Annotated in this window: 17 protein-coding genes and 1 pseudogene; 12 read left to right on the forward strand and 6 right to left on the reverse strand. The window is 72.9% G+C overall.

Annotated features, from left to right (window positions below):
• Window positions 1–21: 21 nt before the first annotated feature.
• Both QWU11_RS30610 and QWU11_RS30615 read left to right on the forward strand, forming a co-directional pair.
• The gene (locus QWU11_RS30610; RefSeq protein ID WP_290117933.1) at window positions 22–993 is read left to right on the forward strand and encodes a hypothetical protein; all 972 of its coding nucleotides are present in this window, start codon (window positions 22–24) and stop codon (window positions 991–993) included.
• Window positions 990–1,535, forward strand: a complete 546-nt coding sequence (locus QWU11_RS30615) for an NADAR family protein (protein WP_290117934.1) — start codon at window positions 990–992, stop codon at window positions 1,533–1,535. The genes QWU11_RS30610 and QWU11_RS30615 overlap by 4 nt, the downstream gene beginning before the upstream one ends.
• Here QWU11_RS30615 and QWU11_RS30620 read toward each other — a convergent pair.
• Window positions 1,521–2,138, reverse strand: a complete 618-nt coding sequence (locus QWU11_RS30620) for a class I SAM-dependent methyltransferase (protein ID WP_290118006.1) — start codon at window positions 2,136–2,138, stop codon at window positions 1,521–1,523. The genes QWU11_RS30615 and QWU11_RS30620 overlap by 15 nt on opposite strands.
• 77 nt (window positions 2,139–2,215) lie before the next feature.
• Here QWU11_RS30620 and QWU11_RS30625 point away from each other — a divergent pair, with 77 nt between their 5' ends.
• The 7 genes from QWU11_RS30625 to QWU11_RS30655 all read left to right on the forward strand — a co-directional run bounded on the left by QWU11_RS30625 (window position 2,216) and on the right by QWU11_RS30655 (window position 6,692).
• On the forward strand, window positions 2,216–3,097 hold the full coding sequence (locus QWU11_RS30625; RefSeq protein ID WP_290117935.1) for a ribokinase: 882 nt from the start codon (window positions 2,216–2,218) through the stop codon (window positions 3,095–3,097).
• A 165-nt stretch (window positions 3,098–3,262) separates the two neighbouring features.
• Window positions 3,263–3,457, forward strand: a complete 195-nt coding sequence (locus tag QWU11_RS30630; protein ID WP_290117936.1) for a ferredoxin — start codon at window positions 3,263–3,265, stop codon at window positions 3,455–3,457.
• 54 nt (window positions 3,458–3,511) lie between these two features.
• Window positions 3,512–4,597 (forward strand): Zn-dependent alcohol dehydrogenase, encoded by a 1,086-nt coding sequence (locus QWU11_RS30635; protein WP_290117937.1) that lies wholly within the window; start codon window positions 3,512–3,514, stop codon window positions 4,595–4,597.
• 110 nt (window positions 4,598–4,707) lie between these two features.
• Window positions 4,708–5,541 (forward strand): TIGR02452 family protein, encoded by an 834-nt coding sequence (locus QWU11_RS30640; RefSeq protein ID WP_290117938.1) that lies wholly within the window; start codon window positions 4,708–4,710, stop codon window positions 5,539–5,541.
• Between the two features lie 26 nt (window positions 5,542–5,567).
• On the forward strand, window positions 5,568–5,942 hold the full coding sequence (locus tag QWU11_RS30645; RefSeq protein ID WP_290117939.1) for a VOC family protein: 375 nt from the start codon (window positions 5,568–5,570) through the stop codon (window positions 5,940–5,942).
• Entirely contained in the window at window positions 5,935–6,258 is a 324-nt protein-coding gene (locus QWU11_RS30650) for a metalloregulator ArsR/SmtB family transcription factor (protein ID WP_290117940.1), read from the forward strand. Before QWU11_RS30645 ends, QWU11_RS30650 begins: the two co-directional genes overlap by 8 nt.
• Entirely contained in the window at window positions 6,255–6,692 is a 438-nt protein-coding gene (locus QWU11_RS30655) for an SRPBCC domain-containing protein (protein ID WP_290117941.1), read from the forward strand. The genes QWU11_RS30650 and QWU11_RS30655 overlap by 4 nt, the downstream gene beginning before the upstream one ends.
• Here the strand turns inward: QWU11_RS30655 and QWU11_RS30660 are convergent.
• Complete coding sequence (locus tag QWU11_RS30660; protein WP_290117942.1) at window positions 6,646–7,341, reverse strand: helix-turn-helix domain-containing protein; 696 nt, start codon at window positions 7,339–7,341, stop codon at window positions 6,646–6,648. The two genes, QWU11_RS30655 and QWU11_RS30660, sit on opposite strands and share 47 nt — an antisense overlap.
• A gap of 70 nt (window positions 7,342–7,411) precedes the next feature.
• On the opposite strand from QWU11_RS30660, the gene QWU11_RS30665 reads away from it, so the two are divergent.
• From QWU11_RS30665 to QWU11_RS30675, 3 genes and pseudogenes are all read left to right on the forward strand, one after another.
• On the forward strand, window positions 7,412–8,200 hold the full coding sequence (locus QWU11_RS30665; RefSeq protein WP_290117943.1) for a class I SAM-dependent methyltransferase: 789 nt from the start codon (window positions 7,412–7,414) through the stop codon (window positions 8,198–8,200).
• A gap of 177 nt (window positions 8,201–8,377) precedes the next feature.
• Window positions 8,378–8,467: pseudogene (locus QWU11_RS30670) on the forward strand (IS5/IS1182 family transposase); the annotation flags it as partial.
• Between the two features lie 404 nt (window positions 8,468–8,871).
• On the forward strand, window positions 8,872–9,003 hold the full coding sequence (locus QWU11_RS30675; RefSeq protein ID WP_290117944.1) for a hypothetical protein: 132 nt from the start codon (window positions 8,872–8,874) through the stop codon (window positions 9,001–9,003).
• A 57-nt stretch (window positions 9,004–9,060) separates the two neighbouring features.
• Here the strand turns inward: QWU11_RS30675 and QWU11_RS30680 are convergent, their stop codons facing one another.
• The 4 genes from QWU11_RS30680 to QWU11_RS30695 form a co-directional block, all read right to left on the reverse strand.
• Window positions 9,061–11,769, reverse strand: coding sequence for a hypothetical protein (locus QWU11_RS30680; protein ID WP_290117945.1), 2,709 nt, complete (start codon window positions 11,767–11,769; stop codon window positions 9,061–9,063).
• A 133-nt stretch (window positions 11,770–11,902) separates the two neighbouring features.
• Window positions 11,903–12,883 (reverse strand): LLM class flavin-dependent oxidoreductase, encoded by a 981-nt coding sequence (locus QWU11_RS30685; protein ID WP_290117946.1) that lies wholly within the window; start codon window positions 12,881–12,883, stop codon window positions 11,903–11,905.
• Between the two features lie 15 nt (window positions 12,884–12,898).
• Window positions 12,899–13,639, reverse strand: a complete 741-nt coding sequence (locus QWU11_RS30690; protein WP_290117947.1) for a L,D-transpeptidase family protein — start codon at window positions 13,637–13,639, stop codon at window positions 12,899–12,901.
• Between the two features lie 102 nt (window positions 13,640–13,741).
• The gene (locus tag QWU11_RS30695; protein ID WP_290117948.1) at window positions 13,742–14,323 is read right to left on the reverse strand and encodes a DUF1707 domain-containing protein; all 582 of its coding nucleotides are present in this window, start codon (window positions 14,321–14,323) and stop codon (window positions 13,742–13,744) included.
• Between the last annotated feature and the right edge of the window lie 101 nt (window positions 14,324–14,424).

Raw genomic sequence — 14,424 nt, forward strand, 5'->3', positions numbered from 1 at the left:
CGCGTGCAGTAGTTTCGCTGCATGGTCTGGCCGGGCGACGAGCAGAGGTACGGAGGCGGCGGGCGGCCGCCGCCCAACCAGGGCGGGTGGCACCCGCCGTCAGACGTTCCCGGCGGCCAGGGCGGTCACCCCGGGCAGGGCGGGCCCGGCTGGGGCGGAGCCGGCGGCTGGGGCGGTCCCGGCGGTTACGGCGGTTACGGCGGGCCGGGCGGGTATCCCCCGCCGCCGCCCCCGCGCGGGCCCTCGGGCGGCATCATCGCGGCCGTCGTCGTCATCGTGATCCTGCTGATCGGCGGCGGCGTGGGCACCGCCGTCGCGGTGTCCAAGGGGAACAAGAAGCACACGTCACCGCGGTCCGCCTCCTCCGACGCGCCCTCGTACGACCCGAGCTATCCGCCGCCGTCCCTGGTCCCGTCCTCCCCGCCGTCGGCCCCGGCGAAGGTGCCGGGCTGGCACGCGGTGGTGGCGGTCAAGCACGGCGTGACCTACGACGTGCCGCCGGGCACCTGGAAGGTCGAGTCGCCCGACACCATCGTCGGCTTCGAGGACGCGAGCGGTAAGCCGGAGGTGGCCGGGAGCGGCGCCGCCGTCTTCAAGCAGGGCTACTGCCAGGGCCACAGCGGGAGCTGGCGGGCCCAGTCGGCCGTGTCCGGCTACAGCACCAAGGACGTGGCCGCGGACGCCAAGGACGCGGCGCGGAAGTGGGCCACGTTCGGCTACACACCGGACGGCGGCAAGGCGCCGACGGTGACGGCCGGCGCTCTCAAGTCGTTCGACGCGGGCGGCGCGAAGGGCCAGGAGGCCATCGCCACCGTGACCGTCCACGACACCAACCCGTGCTCGCCCCCGCGCGGCGTCGTCCACGCCGCCGCGGTCCCTCTGAAGACCGGCGAGGTCGCCGTCCTGGTGGTCATCGCGGACCAGGGCGTGTCCGACCAGGCCGCCGACGCCGACCTGGAGAAGATCGCCCAGAGCGTCAGGCCGACGGCGTGAACGTCGAGGAGCTGGCCCGGCTGGACGAGGCCGGCACGCTGCCGGAGCTGCTGCTGTTCTGGGGCCACCGGCCGCCGAAGGGCGGCGGGGTGGGCCAGGGCTGCCTCAGCCAGTGGTACCCGGCCTCGTTCACGGTCGACGGCGTCGAGTACGCCACGGCCGAGCACTACATGATGGCCGGCAAGGCGCGGCTGTTCGGCGACGAGGAGGCCGAGCGGCGCGTGCTCGCCTCCGAGGACCCGGGCAAGGCCAAGGGCGCCGGGCGCAGGGTCCGCGGCTTCGACGAGGACACCTGGGCGGCGCACCGCTACGGCCTCGTGGTCGCGGCGAACACCGCGAAGTTCGGGCAGCGTCCCCCGCTGCGGGACTACCTGCTCGCCACCGGCGAGCGCGTCCTTGTCGAGGCCAGCCCGTACGACACGATCTGGGGCATCGGCCTGTCCGCGGCCCAGCCGGAGGCACGGCACCCGGCCCGGTGGCGCGGCCTCAACCTCCTCGGCTTCGCCCTGATGGACGTACGCGGCGCCCTAGCGGCGTTCTAGGACGCGCAGCGAACCCTCGACGCGGCGTTCGGCCCACAGGCCGGTCTCCAGGGCTCTGCGGTAGACGCGGTAGGGCGCCTGACCGCCGTCGGCCGGGTCGGGGAAGATGTCGTGGAAGGCCAGCGCGCCGCCGCTCATCACGTGGTGGGACCAGCCGTCGTAGTCGGCCTGCGCGAGGTCCTCGGCGTGCCCGCCGTCGATGAAGAGCATGCCGAGCGGCCGCGCCCACAGCCGCGCGGCGGTCCCGGAGGTGCCGACGACGGCGACGACGCGGTCCTCCAGACCCGCCGACACGATCGTCTTACGGAAGATCGGCAGCGTGTCCATCCGGCCGGTCTCCGGGTCCACGAGCGTGTCGTCGTGGTACTCCCAGCCGGCCTGGTTCTCCTCCGAGCCGTGGTGGTGGTCGACGGTGACCACGACCGAGTCGACCGCTCGCGCGGCGGCACCGAGGTAGATGGCGGACTTTCCGCAGTAGGTGCCGACCTCCAGGATCGGGCCGCGCACGCCGTACGCCAGCGCCGTGTCGTACAGCGCGAGTCCCTCGGCCACCGGCATGAAGCCCTTGGCCTCCTCGGCGGCCCGGCGCAGCCCGGCGGGCATCACACGCTCATGGTCGTTCACCAGGGCACTGTAGCCGCCTGACACCATAGAGGGCCCGAACCGAGACAAGGACGGATATGACGGAGAGCAACGCCACGTACGACGTCGTGGTCGTCGGATCGGTCAACGCGGACCTCGTGGTCCGGGTCGACCGCCGCCCGGCGGCCGGGGAGACCGTGCTCGGCTCCGACCTGGAGATCCACCCGGGCGGCAAGGGCGCCAACCAGGCGGTGGCCGCGGCGCGGCTGGGCGGCCGGGTCGCCTTCGTCGGGCGGGTGGGCACGGACGGCAACGGCGACCTCGTACGCGACGCTCTGCGCGGCGACGGCGTCGACATCTCCCACGTCCTCACGACGCCTGCGGCCACCGGCGTGGCGTTGATCACTCTGGGGCCGGAGGGCGACAACAGCATCATCGTCTCGCCCGGCGCCAACGCGCGCGTCTCGGCCGACGACGTGGCCGCGGCCGGCCCGCTGTTCGCGGCGGCGTCCGTGGTCTCGCTCCAGCTCGAGATCCCGCTGCCCACGGTGACGGCCGCCGCCGCGCGTGCCGCGGAGGCCGGCGCCCGCGTCGTGTTCAACCTCTCCCCCGCCGCCGGCGTGCCCGACGACCTGCTCGCGTACTGCGACCCGCTCGTGGTCAACGAGCACGAGGCGGAGTTCCTCGGCGACCCGAGCCCCGCCGGGCTGCTCGCGCGCGGTCCCCGGTCGGTGGTGATCACGCGCGGCCCGGACGGCGCCGTCGTGGCCGACCGGTCGGGCGTCACGGAGGTGCCGAGTCCCCGGGTCGAGGCGGTGGACACCACGGGCGCGGGAGACGCGTTCACCGGAGCGCTGTCGCTGCGCCTCGCCCGCGGCGACGATCTGGCCACCGCGGCGCGCTTCGCCGCCCGGGTCGGCGCCGCGGCCGTGCGCAAGCCGGGCGCGCAGACCTCCTACCCGGGCCCCGCGGACCTGTGACCACACCCTTGCCGCCACAGACTGAAACGTGTTCTACTCTTCGGCGTGAGTCCGGAGCTCCGGGGCTGACGCTCAACGGTTCGTACGGATCCCGACAGATCCGAATGACGTTCGGTATGTTGGCATCCCGTGCCGTCAGCTCATGTGATCGAAGGGGACAGCGTCATGGAAGTACGGGTCGACCCACTGGTCTGCGAGGCCAACGGCGTGTGCGTGGGGCTCGTGCCCGATGTCTTCGACCTCGATGACGACGACGAGCTGCACATCACGCAGCCGAGACCGCCCGCGGAGCTGGCCGACCGCGTCCGGCACGCCGTGCGTTCCTGTCCCAAGGCCGCCCTGAGCCTCGACGACGACTGAACCCCCCGATCATCGGCCGGGGCCTTCCCGGCCCCCGTCCTGGAGGTGTGCAACGTGCGAGCCGCGGTGATCCGAGGTTCCGGTGTCAAAGAGGTCGAGCTCCTCGACGACGCGTCGACGGTCGGCCCGGACCCGGCGGAGGTGAAGGTCAGGATCAAGGCGACCGGGGTCTGCCACTCCGACCTGTCCATCCTGAACGGCACCCTGCCGAACAACTACCCGGCCGTGATCGGCCACGAGGCGGCCGGCGAGGTCGTCCAGGTGGGCGAGCACGTCACCGAGGTCGCCCCCGGTGACCACGTCGTCATCTCCTGGACCCCCGCCTGCGGCCTGTGCGCCGACTGCGTCGCCGGACGCCCGTTCCTCTGCGTGAAGTACATCATCGAGGGCTACATGAAGCCCCGCTTCCGGCTCGGCGACGACACCCCGGCGTTCGGCATGGCGGGCTGCGGCACGTGGGCCGAGGAGATGGTGGTCCCCTGGGAGGCCTGCATCAAGGTCGCCGACGACATCCCTTACGAGTACGCCGCGCTGCTCGGCTGCGGCATCTCGACCGGGGTGGGCGCGGTGTTCAACACCGCGGGGGTACGCCCCGGCACCAACGTCGCGGTGGTCGGCTGCGGCGGCGTCGGCCTGTCGGTGATCCAGGGCGCCAAGATCGCGGGCGCGGCGAACATCCTGGCGATCGACCCGCTGGAGTCCAAGCACGAGATCGCCAAGGCGTTCGGCGCCACCCACACCGCGACGCCGGACCAGGTGGAGGACGTCAAGAACCTCCTCACCGCCGGGCAGGGCTTCGACTACGGCTTCGAGGTCGTGGGCAAGGGCGCCACGATCCGCGCCGCCTGGCAGCTCACCCGGCGCGGCGGCGACGTGATCGTGGTCGGCGCCGGCGCAGCCGACGACAACGTGCAGTTCAACGCGTTCGAGCTGCTCTTCGACGGCAAGAACCTCCGGGCCTCCCTGTACGGCAGCTCGGACCTTCGCCGCGACGTTCCGCGCTTCGTCGACCTGTGGCGGGCCGGCAAGCTGGACCTGGAGAGCCTCATCACCCGGCGCATCCGGTTCGAGGACCTCAACGACGCGATCGGGACCCTGGAGCGCGGCGAGGCGGTCCGGCAGATCGTCCTCTTCGACTGACGCCCGGCCGGGGACGTCCGCGGGAGCGTCTCGCCCTTCTCCTGCGGGCTCCTCGGCCTGGAGTCCGATTCCGGGTGCGACCAGCCCGAGGCGAACTACGATGCGGTCCTGTGAGCAGCAGATTGCGGGGCATCGCGGACGCGAACGCGAAGATCGTCGCCGATGGCGAATACACCACCGACGACGGCACCACCGTCGTCGTACGGCCGGCGGTCGACGCGGCCGTCTCCGGCACCGTCAGCCATACGCCGGACGAGACGCTGAGCCCGCCGTCCGGCACGACCCGCACCTCGTTCGAGGTGACCGCCGAGGGCAGCCTCCAGGGCGCCCGGCGCCTCCACCAGGACGGCGGCGAACGGATCGCCGTGCTGAACTTCGCCTCGGCCCGCAACCCCGGAGGCGGTTACGTCCGCGGCGCCAAGGCGCAGGAGGAGGACCTCTGCCGCAACGCGCTGCTGTACCCGTGCCTCCTCCAGGCCCCCGACTACTACGAGGCTCACCGCGCCTCGGCCGACCTGCTCTACAGCGACCGCGTCATCTGGTCCCCCGACGTCCCCGTGCACCGGGGCGACGACGGCCGGCTGCTCGCCGAGCCGTACCCGGTCTCGTTCCTGACCTCCCCCGCGCCCAACGCCGGCGAGGAACTGCGCCGCGACCCCGGCGCGCGGGACCGCATCCGGCAGGCGCTCCACCGGCGCGCGGAGCGGGTGCTGGCCGTGGCCGACCACCATGGCGCGCGCCGGCTCGTCCTCGGGGCCTGGGGCTGCGGAGTGTTCCGCAACGACCCGGACGAGGTCGCCGGGGCGTTCCACGCCCACCTCACCGCGGGCGGCGCGTTCGACGGGACGTTCGAGCAGGTGCTGTTCGCGGTCTGGGACCGTACGCCGGGCTCCGCCAACCGCGCCGCGTTCACGGCGCGTTTCGCGGAGGCGGTTGACCGGTAGGAGATTTCCTACCTATGGTGGCCCGCATGAGCCTCACGCACATCCAGCTGCTGTCCGTGCCCGTCTCCGACCAGGACCGCGCCAAGGACTTCTACGTCGATGCCCTCGGCTTCGAACTCGTCTCCGACACCGAGATGGGCCCCGGCCGGCGCTGGGTGCAGGTACGCCCCAAGGGGTCGCAGACCTCCCTCACGCTGGTCACCTGGTTCGAGACGATGCCGCCCGGATCGCTGAAGGGACTCGTCATCGAGACCGACGACCTGCGGGGCGACGTCGACGCCCTCACCGCGCGAGGGCTGCCGGTCGAGGGCGTCCAGGAGGCGCCCTGGGGCCGGTTCGCCATCGTGCACGACCCGGACGGCAACGGCCTCATCCTCCAGACGACCACGCCCGATGCCTGACAACAACGACGTCTTCGCCGCGCTGGCCAGCCCCGCCCGGCGGCAGCTCCTCGGCCTGCTGCTCGACCGCGGCCCGCTGCCCGTACAGGAGCTGGCCGAGCACTTCGACATGCGGCGTCCCAGCGTCTCCGAGCACCTCCGGGTGCTCAAGGACGCCGGTCTCGTACGGGAGCGCAAGAGCGGCCGCCGGCGCTACTACCGTCTTGAGGCCGAGCCCCTGCACGAGCTGTCGCAGTGGCTGTCGCCGTACGAACGGTTCTGGCGGGAGCGGCTGACCTCCCTGCGCGAGCTGCTCGACGAGGAGGACGGCGAGTGAGCGAGCCGCGCGCCGTACGGGTCGACGAGTTCCTGCCCCACGCGCCGGCGCGGGTGTGGAGGGCGCTCACCGACCCGGACCTGCTGGCCGAGTGGCTGATGCCGAACGACTTTCAGCCGGTGGCCGGCCACCGGTTCACCTTCCGCACCGACCCGCGGCCGAACGCCGGCTTCGACGGCGTCGTCCACTGCGAGGTCCTGGACGTCGAGCCGGAGCGGCTGCTGCGCTTCAGCTGGCGCGGCGGCCCGCTGGACACGACGGTCACCTGGACGCTCGTGCCCGAGGGACGCGGCACCCGGCTGTTCCTCGAGCACGACGGCTTCGACCCCGACGATCCCGCCCAGCGGTTCACCCGCCGGATCCTGGACGGCGGCTGGCGCTCGAACGTCATGTCCGCGCTGCGCGCCGTCCTGGATCAGACGGCTCGCGGGTGACGGCGTCGCCGGGTGCTTCCGCGGCGGGCCGTAGCCGGGTGAGCAGTTCGCGCCGCCCGCTCACGGTCAGCCCGATCTCTTCGGCGCCGCCGATGTCGACCACTCCGGTGAGCAGCCCGAGGACCGCACGAGGCGGGCCGTCCAGGGTCAGGTCGGGGTCGGCGGCGCGGCCGGTGCGGGTACGGACCCGGCCTTCGCCGATCTCGATGACGGCCTGCTCGCCGGCGGCGACGAGCTGGATGACCGCCGGCGGAGCGCCGGGGTCGGCGTCGGCCGTGAACCACGCGGGCGCGTAGGCGAGCCAGTGCGCCCGGAACGCCTCATCCGGCCGGTCGGCGGCCATGAACCGCAGGCCCCACAGCCCCAGCGCCCTCAGCACCGGCTCCAGCTCCAGACCGTCCTCGGTCAGGCCGTAGAGGGTGGTCGCGACGGGTGGCGGCGCGTCCTCGCGGCCGATCAGCGCGGCGGCCTCGAGCTCTCTGAGCCGCCCGGACAGCAGGTTGGCGGCGATGCCGGGCAGCCCGTTCCTCAGGTCGGTGAACCGGCACGGGCCCCGCAGCAGCAGCTCGCGGACGATCAGCAACGTCCAGCGGTCGCCCACGACGTCGAGAGCGCGGGCGATCGAGCAGTACTGGCCATAACTCCGCATGCGACGACCATAGCGCTTCATGGTTTATTTTTTGAACTAACAAGTAGAGTTCTTCTACTAGTGTTCGACCATGACCTACGACGAGACGGCCGTCGACAAGGCGATCGACCGGCTGCTGACCGAACACCCCCACCTCGACGCGGCGGATGACGGAGTCCTGGACGACCTCGACCAGTTCCACATCGGCGGCGCCGGCGCGGTCGACCGGCTCATCCCCGCCCTAGCCCTGGCCGGCGGCGACCGGGTCCTGGACGTCGGCTCCGGCTTCGGCGGCCCCGCGCGCCAGATCGCCCGGCGTACGGCACACCACGTCGTCGGCATCGACCTCGCGCCCGCCTACGTCGAGGCCGCCCGATCCCTCACCGCCAAGGCCGGGCTGAGCGACCTCGTCCGGTTCGAGCTGGGCGACATCGCCGCGTTCCGGCCCGACCGGCGCTTCGAGGCCGCGATCACCATGCACGTCCAGATGAACGTCGAGGACAAGACCACCTGGTTCGGGCGGATCGCCGACCACCTCGCCCCCGGCGCACGCCTGGCCGTCTGGGAGGTCTGCCGGCCGCGCCCGGCCCGCCTGCCCTGGCCCATGCCCTGGTCGCTCGACGGCACCGACAGCTTCGTCATCCCCCCCGGAGCCCTGCTCACCGCGATCGAGGACGCCGGCTTCTCCCACACCGAATGGACCGACGAATCCCTCTGGGTCCGCGACTGGATCGCCGCGACCTTCGCCGGCGGACCACCGGCCGGCCCGGCCCTGCCGATGCTCCTCGAGGACGGCTACACCCGCGTCATCAACTTCGCCACCGCCCTCACCGACGGCACGCTGGAGGTCTGGCGCGGATCCTTCACCAAGACGACCTAAGCCGTGTCCTCAAGGTGGGGGTGGGTGCGCTGGCTCCGTCTTGGTTCGTGGTGAAGAGGCATGAGCCGAGTGACGGGCAGTGGGTGGTACGGGCCGTGGAAGATGGTCGACAACCGGTCTTGGCGTTGGCCGCGGAACGGCACGTTGACGCTGCCGGCCACCAAGGCGCGGGCGCTCGCCGACAAGGACTACGGCTCCCGAGCGATCCGCGATCATCTGCGCCGCCGCCGTATCGCCGCGACCATCCCCGAACGGCGCGACCAGCGCCACGATCGACCTGGCCACCCTCCACATCTGGCTCTGAGGACACGGCCTGGGACCCAAGGCGATCGTGACCGGAGAGGCGGCCCGGCGGAACGAGAGGGACGGCCGGCGTGCGCTGCCAGGCGGCCGGCCGTCCCTTCGCGACACCCGGTCTCATCCGCGCGGGCGCGGGCGGGTGTCTCGCCGCGATGACGTCCCAGGTCCGGGACGCCGGCCACCTCCTATACGGTGACCCAACCGTTACATCGCGGCCGGCGGCGCGAACGCTACAAACTCATCGTCCCTAGATAAACGGTCAAAAGTTTTAATTGCCATCTATCGGGCATCTGGCGAGCGTTCAAACCGAGCCAAGGAGGTCCCCGATGCGTATCCGGGGCGGAATCAGCTTTGTCGGCCTGATTTACATATTGATTGGCATCTTCGTGGCGTGGGACCACGACTACATCACGATCGGCCTGCTCAAGAGGGTCCTGAGCGCGCTGCTAGCCGTCTTCCTGTGGTTCCTCGTCCTGCTGGGCGTCAACCTGCACGTCTCCTGACCCCCCGTTCCGTCATTCGCGGTCGCTCCCCGTAAGGGAACGACCGCGAATGTCGTTTCAGGGCGCCGGCGTCCGCCAGAGAGTGGGCCGGTCCGTGCGGGAGTCTCCGGTGAAGCCGACCGCGAGGAGGCTCGCGCCGAGTACGGTCACGCCGTCGAGGCGCTGCACGCCCGGCCCGTCGAGGCCGAGTCCCTGCGGGCGCGTCACCCGCCAGGCGCGGCCGTCCGCCGACGTCCACATCGCAACGTCCGACCCGGCGGTGCCGATGAGCACGAAACCGCGCGGTGTCGCGGTCGCCGCGGTCAGGGCGGTCCCCGGCGTCGCCCCGGGCAGCGCCGACGGCTGCCAGGTACGGCCGCCGTCCGCCGAGACCGACGTGAAGACGTACGCCCCGGCGACGCCGGTGGCCACCAGTGACCCGCCGTGCGCCACGACCTTGGTGAGCGAGCCCTGCGTGGTGCCGGCCGGGAGGGCCGGCGCCGTCGTGGACAGCGTCCAGCGGCGCCCGTCCGGTGAGGTCCACAGCGCGGGCTGGGACACCTTGTTCTTGGTCAGGCCGCCGACCGCGACGAAGCCGTTCGGCCCGGCGGCGACGTCGCTCATCCACCTCGGCGCGTGGTCGCCGCCGTTCAGGTCGCCCTTCGCGGCGTTGACCGAGCGCGTCCAGGTCCTCAGGTTCGCCGACGACCACGCCGCGGCGTTCGTCCCGCCCGCTCCGCCGACGACGACGTACGCCGTGGCGCTCGCGGCGGCGGCCGACGGCGCGAAGTCGCCGCCGGCTCCGGCCGGCGTCGGCCGCCAGGTCGCGGCGTCGCCCGACGTCAGCAGGACGGCGCGCGAGCCCGTCGCGCCGACCGCCAGCCACCCCGGGCCGCCGTGGACCGCGTCGACGAGCCGCCCCAGGTCCTTGGTGGCCGGGAGCGTCGCCCGGCTCCACGCCGAGCCGTCCGCCGAGGACCACAGCGCGGGGCGGCCGTTGGTGCTGCCGACCGCCACGACCCGCCCGGCGTCGGCCGTGATGCCGGCGACCGTACGCTCCGCGTGCACCGCGTCGGGGATGGCCGCGATGTTGACGTCGCCGGCGCCCGCCATGGTGAGGTAGGCCTCGCCGCCGTCGAGGCGCCCGGTCACGACCGGTCCCTGTGAGGTGAGCGCCGCGCCGGTCAGGGTGCGGCCGCCCGGCAGGTCGGCGACGTGCCGCCAGGTCCTGGCGTCGCCGCTCGTCATGACCGCGGTCTTGCCGCCACTGACCGAGACCAGGACGGTCAGGCCCGCGTCCGTGCCCCGCACCTTGCCGATCCGGGAGTAACCCCTGGTCTCGAGCGGGCCGGCCTTAGTCCAGTTCTTCCCGTCCGCCGAGCCGAAGAACGCCCCGAAGTGGACGGTCTTCCTCTTCCGCCGGGAGCCCGTCCGGCGCGAGGCCTCGCGCGCGGCGAAGAAACCGCTCTGGGTGGCGGCGACGGAGACGACGTCTCCGGAGGAGCCGAGGCCCTGGGGTACCGCGATCGGCGCCCAGGTGCGGCCGCTGTCGGGCGAGCGCCAGAACGCCTCCCTCTCGGAGGTGCGCCGGACCTTGTGCCGCCTGCCGCGCACCCGCTTGACCACCGTCTTGGTGATGCGCACGCGGCCGTGCGCCACGATGATGTCGCCATGCGCCGCGACGGCGGTCAGCCCGACGGTGACGCCACCGGCCGGCGGCCCGAACGGCTGCCCGCCGAGACGTGTCCAGCTACCGCCGTCGGCCGAGGTCCACACGACCGCCTGCGTGACGTCGTTCACCGTCGTGGTGCCCGCGGCGACGAATCCGGAGGTCGTACGGACCAGTTGCCGGACCGTGTCGCCGGGGCCGAACGCGCCGGACAGCGGGCGCCGCGTCCACGTGCGCGCGTCGTGGCTCGTCCACTCGATCGTGCCCTCGCGGGTGCTGCCCAGCGCCGCCCACGAGCCCGCGCCGCCGGCGAGCAGGCCGGGGTACTCCCCCGGCGGCGGGTCGCCGCCGTCCGGCGTCCGTACCGTGCCGACGCGCCAGGACCGGCCGCCGTCGCCCGAGGTCAGGAACTGCGCGCGGGAGTAGACCCCGCCCTGCTCCGAGCCGATCGCGACGGCCGTGCTGCCGGAGGCGACGACGTCGTCGAGCGTGTGGCCGCGGCCTCCGGTGGTCGCCGCGGGGTCGAGAGTGAACAATCGGTCGGCCGCCACCGCCGCCGGGCCCGTGGGCTTCTTCTTCGCGTCGCCGCCGCCCGGGCGGAACAGCAGGTAGGCGCCGCCGCCGACGACGAGCACGGCCACGACGGCGATCGCCAGCGTACGCAGCGGCAGCTCGGGGCGGCGGCTGCGCTGGGGTGGCTCCCAGGGCTTGTCGTCGCCTGCGGCCTTGTCGGGCGGGGACGTGGGAGGAGCCGCCGGCTCGGGCGGCCGCTGCGGGCTCACCGGCGCCGGGTACTGCGTGGCCTTACGCGGCGGCGGCACGGTCGCGGGGCGGCCGGGCCGCGGGGCGGGCTCGGCGCGGCTCCAGTCGATGCCCGCCCGGTGCCAGACCGAGTTGGAGCGCTGCCAGGGCGAGGAGCTCGGCATCCCCCGCGCGCGGCCGGTCTCGGTGGAGTCGGTCGTCTCGGCGGCCTCGGCGAGCCGCTCGCTGATCCGGCGGCGTTCGCCGCGGGCGCTCGGCGGCGGGCCCGCAGGCCGTCCGGAGTTTTCCTGGGCGGGCGGGACGGCACTGCCGCCGAAGGAATCCCCAGGGGAGGCGCCGTTGCCGGTCGTGCTCACGCTGAACCTCTCGTCAAAGGACGTCCGTGCAAGTCACCATCAAACCGTGCTTCGGCACGCGATGAAGCCGGGAAGGGGGCATGTTGGGCACCCATTTCCCGGGGGCGTCCGGCCCGTACGCGGCGGGGGCCGCTCAGCCCCGCAGGCGCGGCAGCACCTCGGCGCCGAGCCGGAGGATGTTCTCCCTGGTCAGAGCCGGATCGCCGGCGCCCTCGACGAGCAACGCAAAGTGCCCGATACCGGTACGTTCCACAGTGCCACTCAGCGTGGCGACGCAGTCGTCGGCGGTGCCGACCGGATGGATGCCGCACAGCAGCGCGGCGTACTCCTCCGGGTCCCTCGGCCGCCGCGGCCGGGAGTCGACCGGGACGTAGCCGGCCAGCCCCGGCCCGAGCCAGCGCGGCATCGCGGTCCGCAGCACCCGCTGGGCCTCGGTACGCGTGTCGGCCACGTAGGCGACGCCCGCAGCCAGGTGACCGGCGGCCGTGCCGTGCCGCCCGTAGTGCGCGACCATGGCGCGCTTCTCCTCGTCGCCGGCGTGCATGCCGAGCAGCATCGGCAGCCCGCGGCGCGCGGCGAGCTCCGCCGTCCCGGTGGAGGTGCAGGCCACGACGACCGGCGGCCCGGTCAGCGGGCGCGGGACGATCGCCACCTCGCGGAACGGGAAGCTCCCGCCGCCCGCGACGCGGTCCTGGGTGAGCGCGGCGAGCAGCAGGTCCAGGCTCTCGGCGAAGCCGGTCTCGTACCGGGCCGTTCCGGTGCCGAACACCTCCAGGTCGACCCACGGCCCGCCGCGCCCGACACCCAGGCGGAACCGGCCGCCGCTCACCTGGTCGAGCAGGGCGGCCTGCTCGGCGAGGGCGACCGGGTGCGCGGTGGACAGCACGCTGACCGCGGTGCCGACGGTGATCCGCTCGGTGCGCCCCAGGACGTACGCGGCGAGGGTCACGGCCGAGGGGCAGACGCCGTAGGACATGAAGTGGTGCTCGGCGAGCCAGACGTCGTCGAAGCCCGCCCGCTCGGCCGTCACCGCCGCGTCGACCGTACGTTCGAGCACGTCATGGTGCGTCTGCCCGGGGAACTGCGCGGCGAGGAGGAAGACCCCGATGCGCATCCCCGGCCGGCCGCCTCAGCCGCGCACGTAGACGCGCGTGCCGATCGGGAGCAGCTTGGCCACGATGTTCGAGGTGGTCATCGGGATCCGCACGCAGCCGTGCGAGGCCGGGTGCAGCGGCACCGAGGGCTCGCCGTGGATGGCGTAGCCGCCGTGGAAGTAGCTGGCCTTGTAGAGCCGCCCGAGCGGAGAGGTCTCCCAGCCCGCGGCCTTGCGGTACACCGAGTAATTGCCGCGCGGGGTGTGCGCGACCGACCAGTGGCCGCTGGAGTAGTAACGCTTTTCCGAGCCCGAGGAAATGTGACTGGTCAGCACGAGCCGCCCGCTCTTGTAGACGAACAGCAACTGATGCTTGACGTCGACCTCCGCGCGGCTCGTGGCGCCTTTGGGCACCAGCGCCGCCGGGGTGCGCGGGGAGGCGAGCGCCGCCCAGGTCTTCGGGCCGCAGTTCGAGCTCGGATTGATGTGGTTGACCTTCTGGAACGCCCAGACGCCGAAGCTCGTCGCGGTGCCCCACTGGCCGTCGACCGGGCCCGGGTCGTAGCCGAGGTCGGTCAGCCGCTGCTGCAGCTGCCGTACGGCCGCGTTGTGGTCGCCGTAGTGCAGGGTCGGCAGAGCCGCCTGGGGAACGGGCGTCGAGGCGACGACCGGAGCGGCGGGGACGGGCGCGGCGTACGCCTGCGCGGAGAGGAGGGGAACTGCGATAAAGGCGGATCCGGTGGCGGTAAGGACGATCGTGCCCAGGCTGACGCGCATCGGTTTCACTCCAGAACGGTCGGGGGATCCGTTTCTGTTATTTGCATCCCCGCGATTGGACGCTTTACCCGTCCGATACGTTCACGTGAAGCGCCCGGAGAATCAGTGGCGCGGCATCGTCCGCGTTTCGACCAGCCCTTTGTACGCGAAGGCGCGTACGTGCACGACCGGGGCGTCGGCGGCGAGCTCGCCGGCCCACTCCTCGTCGCGCGTGACGCCGAAGCCGTTCACCTCGACGCGGACGCCCGGCGGCACGATGATCTCGATGCCGGACTTGTAGGCCACGGCGAGAATGGTGGTCACCGGCTCGGTGAGCTCCGCCGCCCGAAGGTCGAGCACCCCGCTGCCCTTGTAGACCACCGCACGGAACTTTCCGGGCACGCGCCAGCGTCCGGCGTGCCGCAGGCTGTTCTTGTACGCGATCGTGTACCGGCCCGGCTTCGGGCCCTTGGGTGCCGGGCCCGCCGGGCGCGCCGCGACGGGCGCCGTGGTGGCGGGCAGGTCGGTGAGGAGCTCGTCGAGGTCGCCGTGGGTCCGTGCGGCCAGCGCCGCGCGCATGCGCTCGTCGAACTCCGCATCGGCCAGGCGCCCCTCGGCGAAGGCGACCTGCAACCGCTGGACGGTCGCGTCGCGCTCCTGGTCGGAGGCGCGCATGTTCGCTGCGGGCGGCTGGTAGGGCTCCATAACCGTGCTCTCTCCCTCAAGTCGAGATGTATCTTAACGATATCTCTCGCTAATGGCGAGACCCACCCGGACGGCCGACTCGCCGGAGCGGCTCCCGGCGT

Source organism: Actinomadura sp. DC4 (genome assembly GCF_030406325.1).
Lineage (GTDB): Bacteria > Actinomycetota > Actinomycetes > Streptosporangiales > Streptosporangiaceae > Actinoallomurus.

Excerpts from the sequence above, each read along its gene's own strand:
- QWU11_RS30610 (WP_290117933.1), top strand. The coding sequence starts at position 22 with ATGGTCTGGCCGGGCGACGAGCAGAGGTACGGAGGCGGCGGGCGGCCG.
- QWU11_RS30620 (WP_290118006.1), bottom strand. The coding sequence starts at position 2,138 with ATGCCCGCCGGGCTGCGCCGGGCCGCCGAGGAGGCCAAGGGCTTCATG.
- QWU11_RS30625 (WP_290117935.1), top strand. The coding sequence starts at position 2,216 with ATGACGGAGAGCAACGCCACGTACGACGTCGTGGTCGTCGGATCGGTC.
- QWU11_RS30630 (WP_290117936.1), top strand. The coding sequence starts at position 3,263 with ATGGAAGTACGGGTCGACCCACTGGTCTGCGAGGCCAACGGCGTGTGC.
- QWU11_RS30645 (WP_290117939.1), top strand. The coding sequence starts at position 5,568 with ATGAGCCTCACGCACATCCAGCTGCTGTCCGTGCCCGTCTCCGACCAG.
- QWU11_RS30650 (WP_290117940.1), top strand. The coding sequence starts at position 5,935 with ATGCCTGACAACAACGACGTCTTCGCCGCGCTGGCCAGCCCCGCCCGG.
- QWU11_RS30660 (WP_290117942.1), bottom strand. The coding sequence starts at position 7,341 with ATGCGGAGTTATGGCCAGTACTGCTCGATCGCCCGCGCTCTCGACGTC.
- QWU11_RS30665 (WP_290117943.1), top strand. The coding sequence starts at position 7,412 with ATGACCTACGACGAGACGGCCGTCGACAAGGCGATCGACCGGCTGCTG.
- QWU11_RS30685 (WP_290117946.1), bottom strand. The coding sequence starts at position 12,883 with ATGCGCATCGGGGTCTTCCTCCTCGCCGCGCAGTTCCCCGGGCAGACG.
- QWU11_RS30690 (WP_290117947.1), bottom strand. The coding sequence starts at position 13,639 with ATGCGCGTCAGCCTGGGCACGATCGTCCTTACCGCCACCGGATCCGCC.
- QWU11_RS30695 (WP_290117948.1), bottom strand. The coding sequence starts at position 14,323 with ATGGAGCCCTACCAGCCGCCCGCAGCGAACATGCGCGCCTCCGACCAG.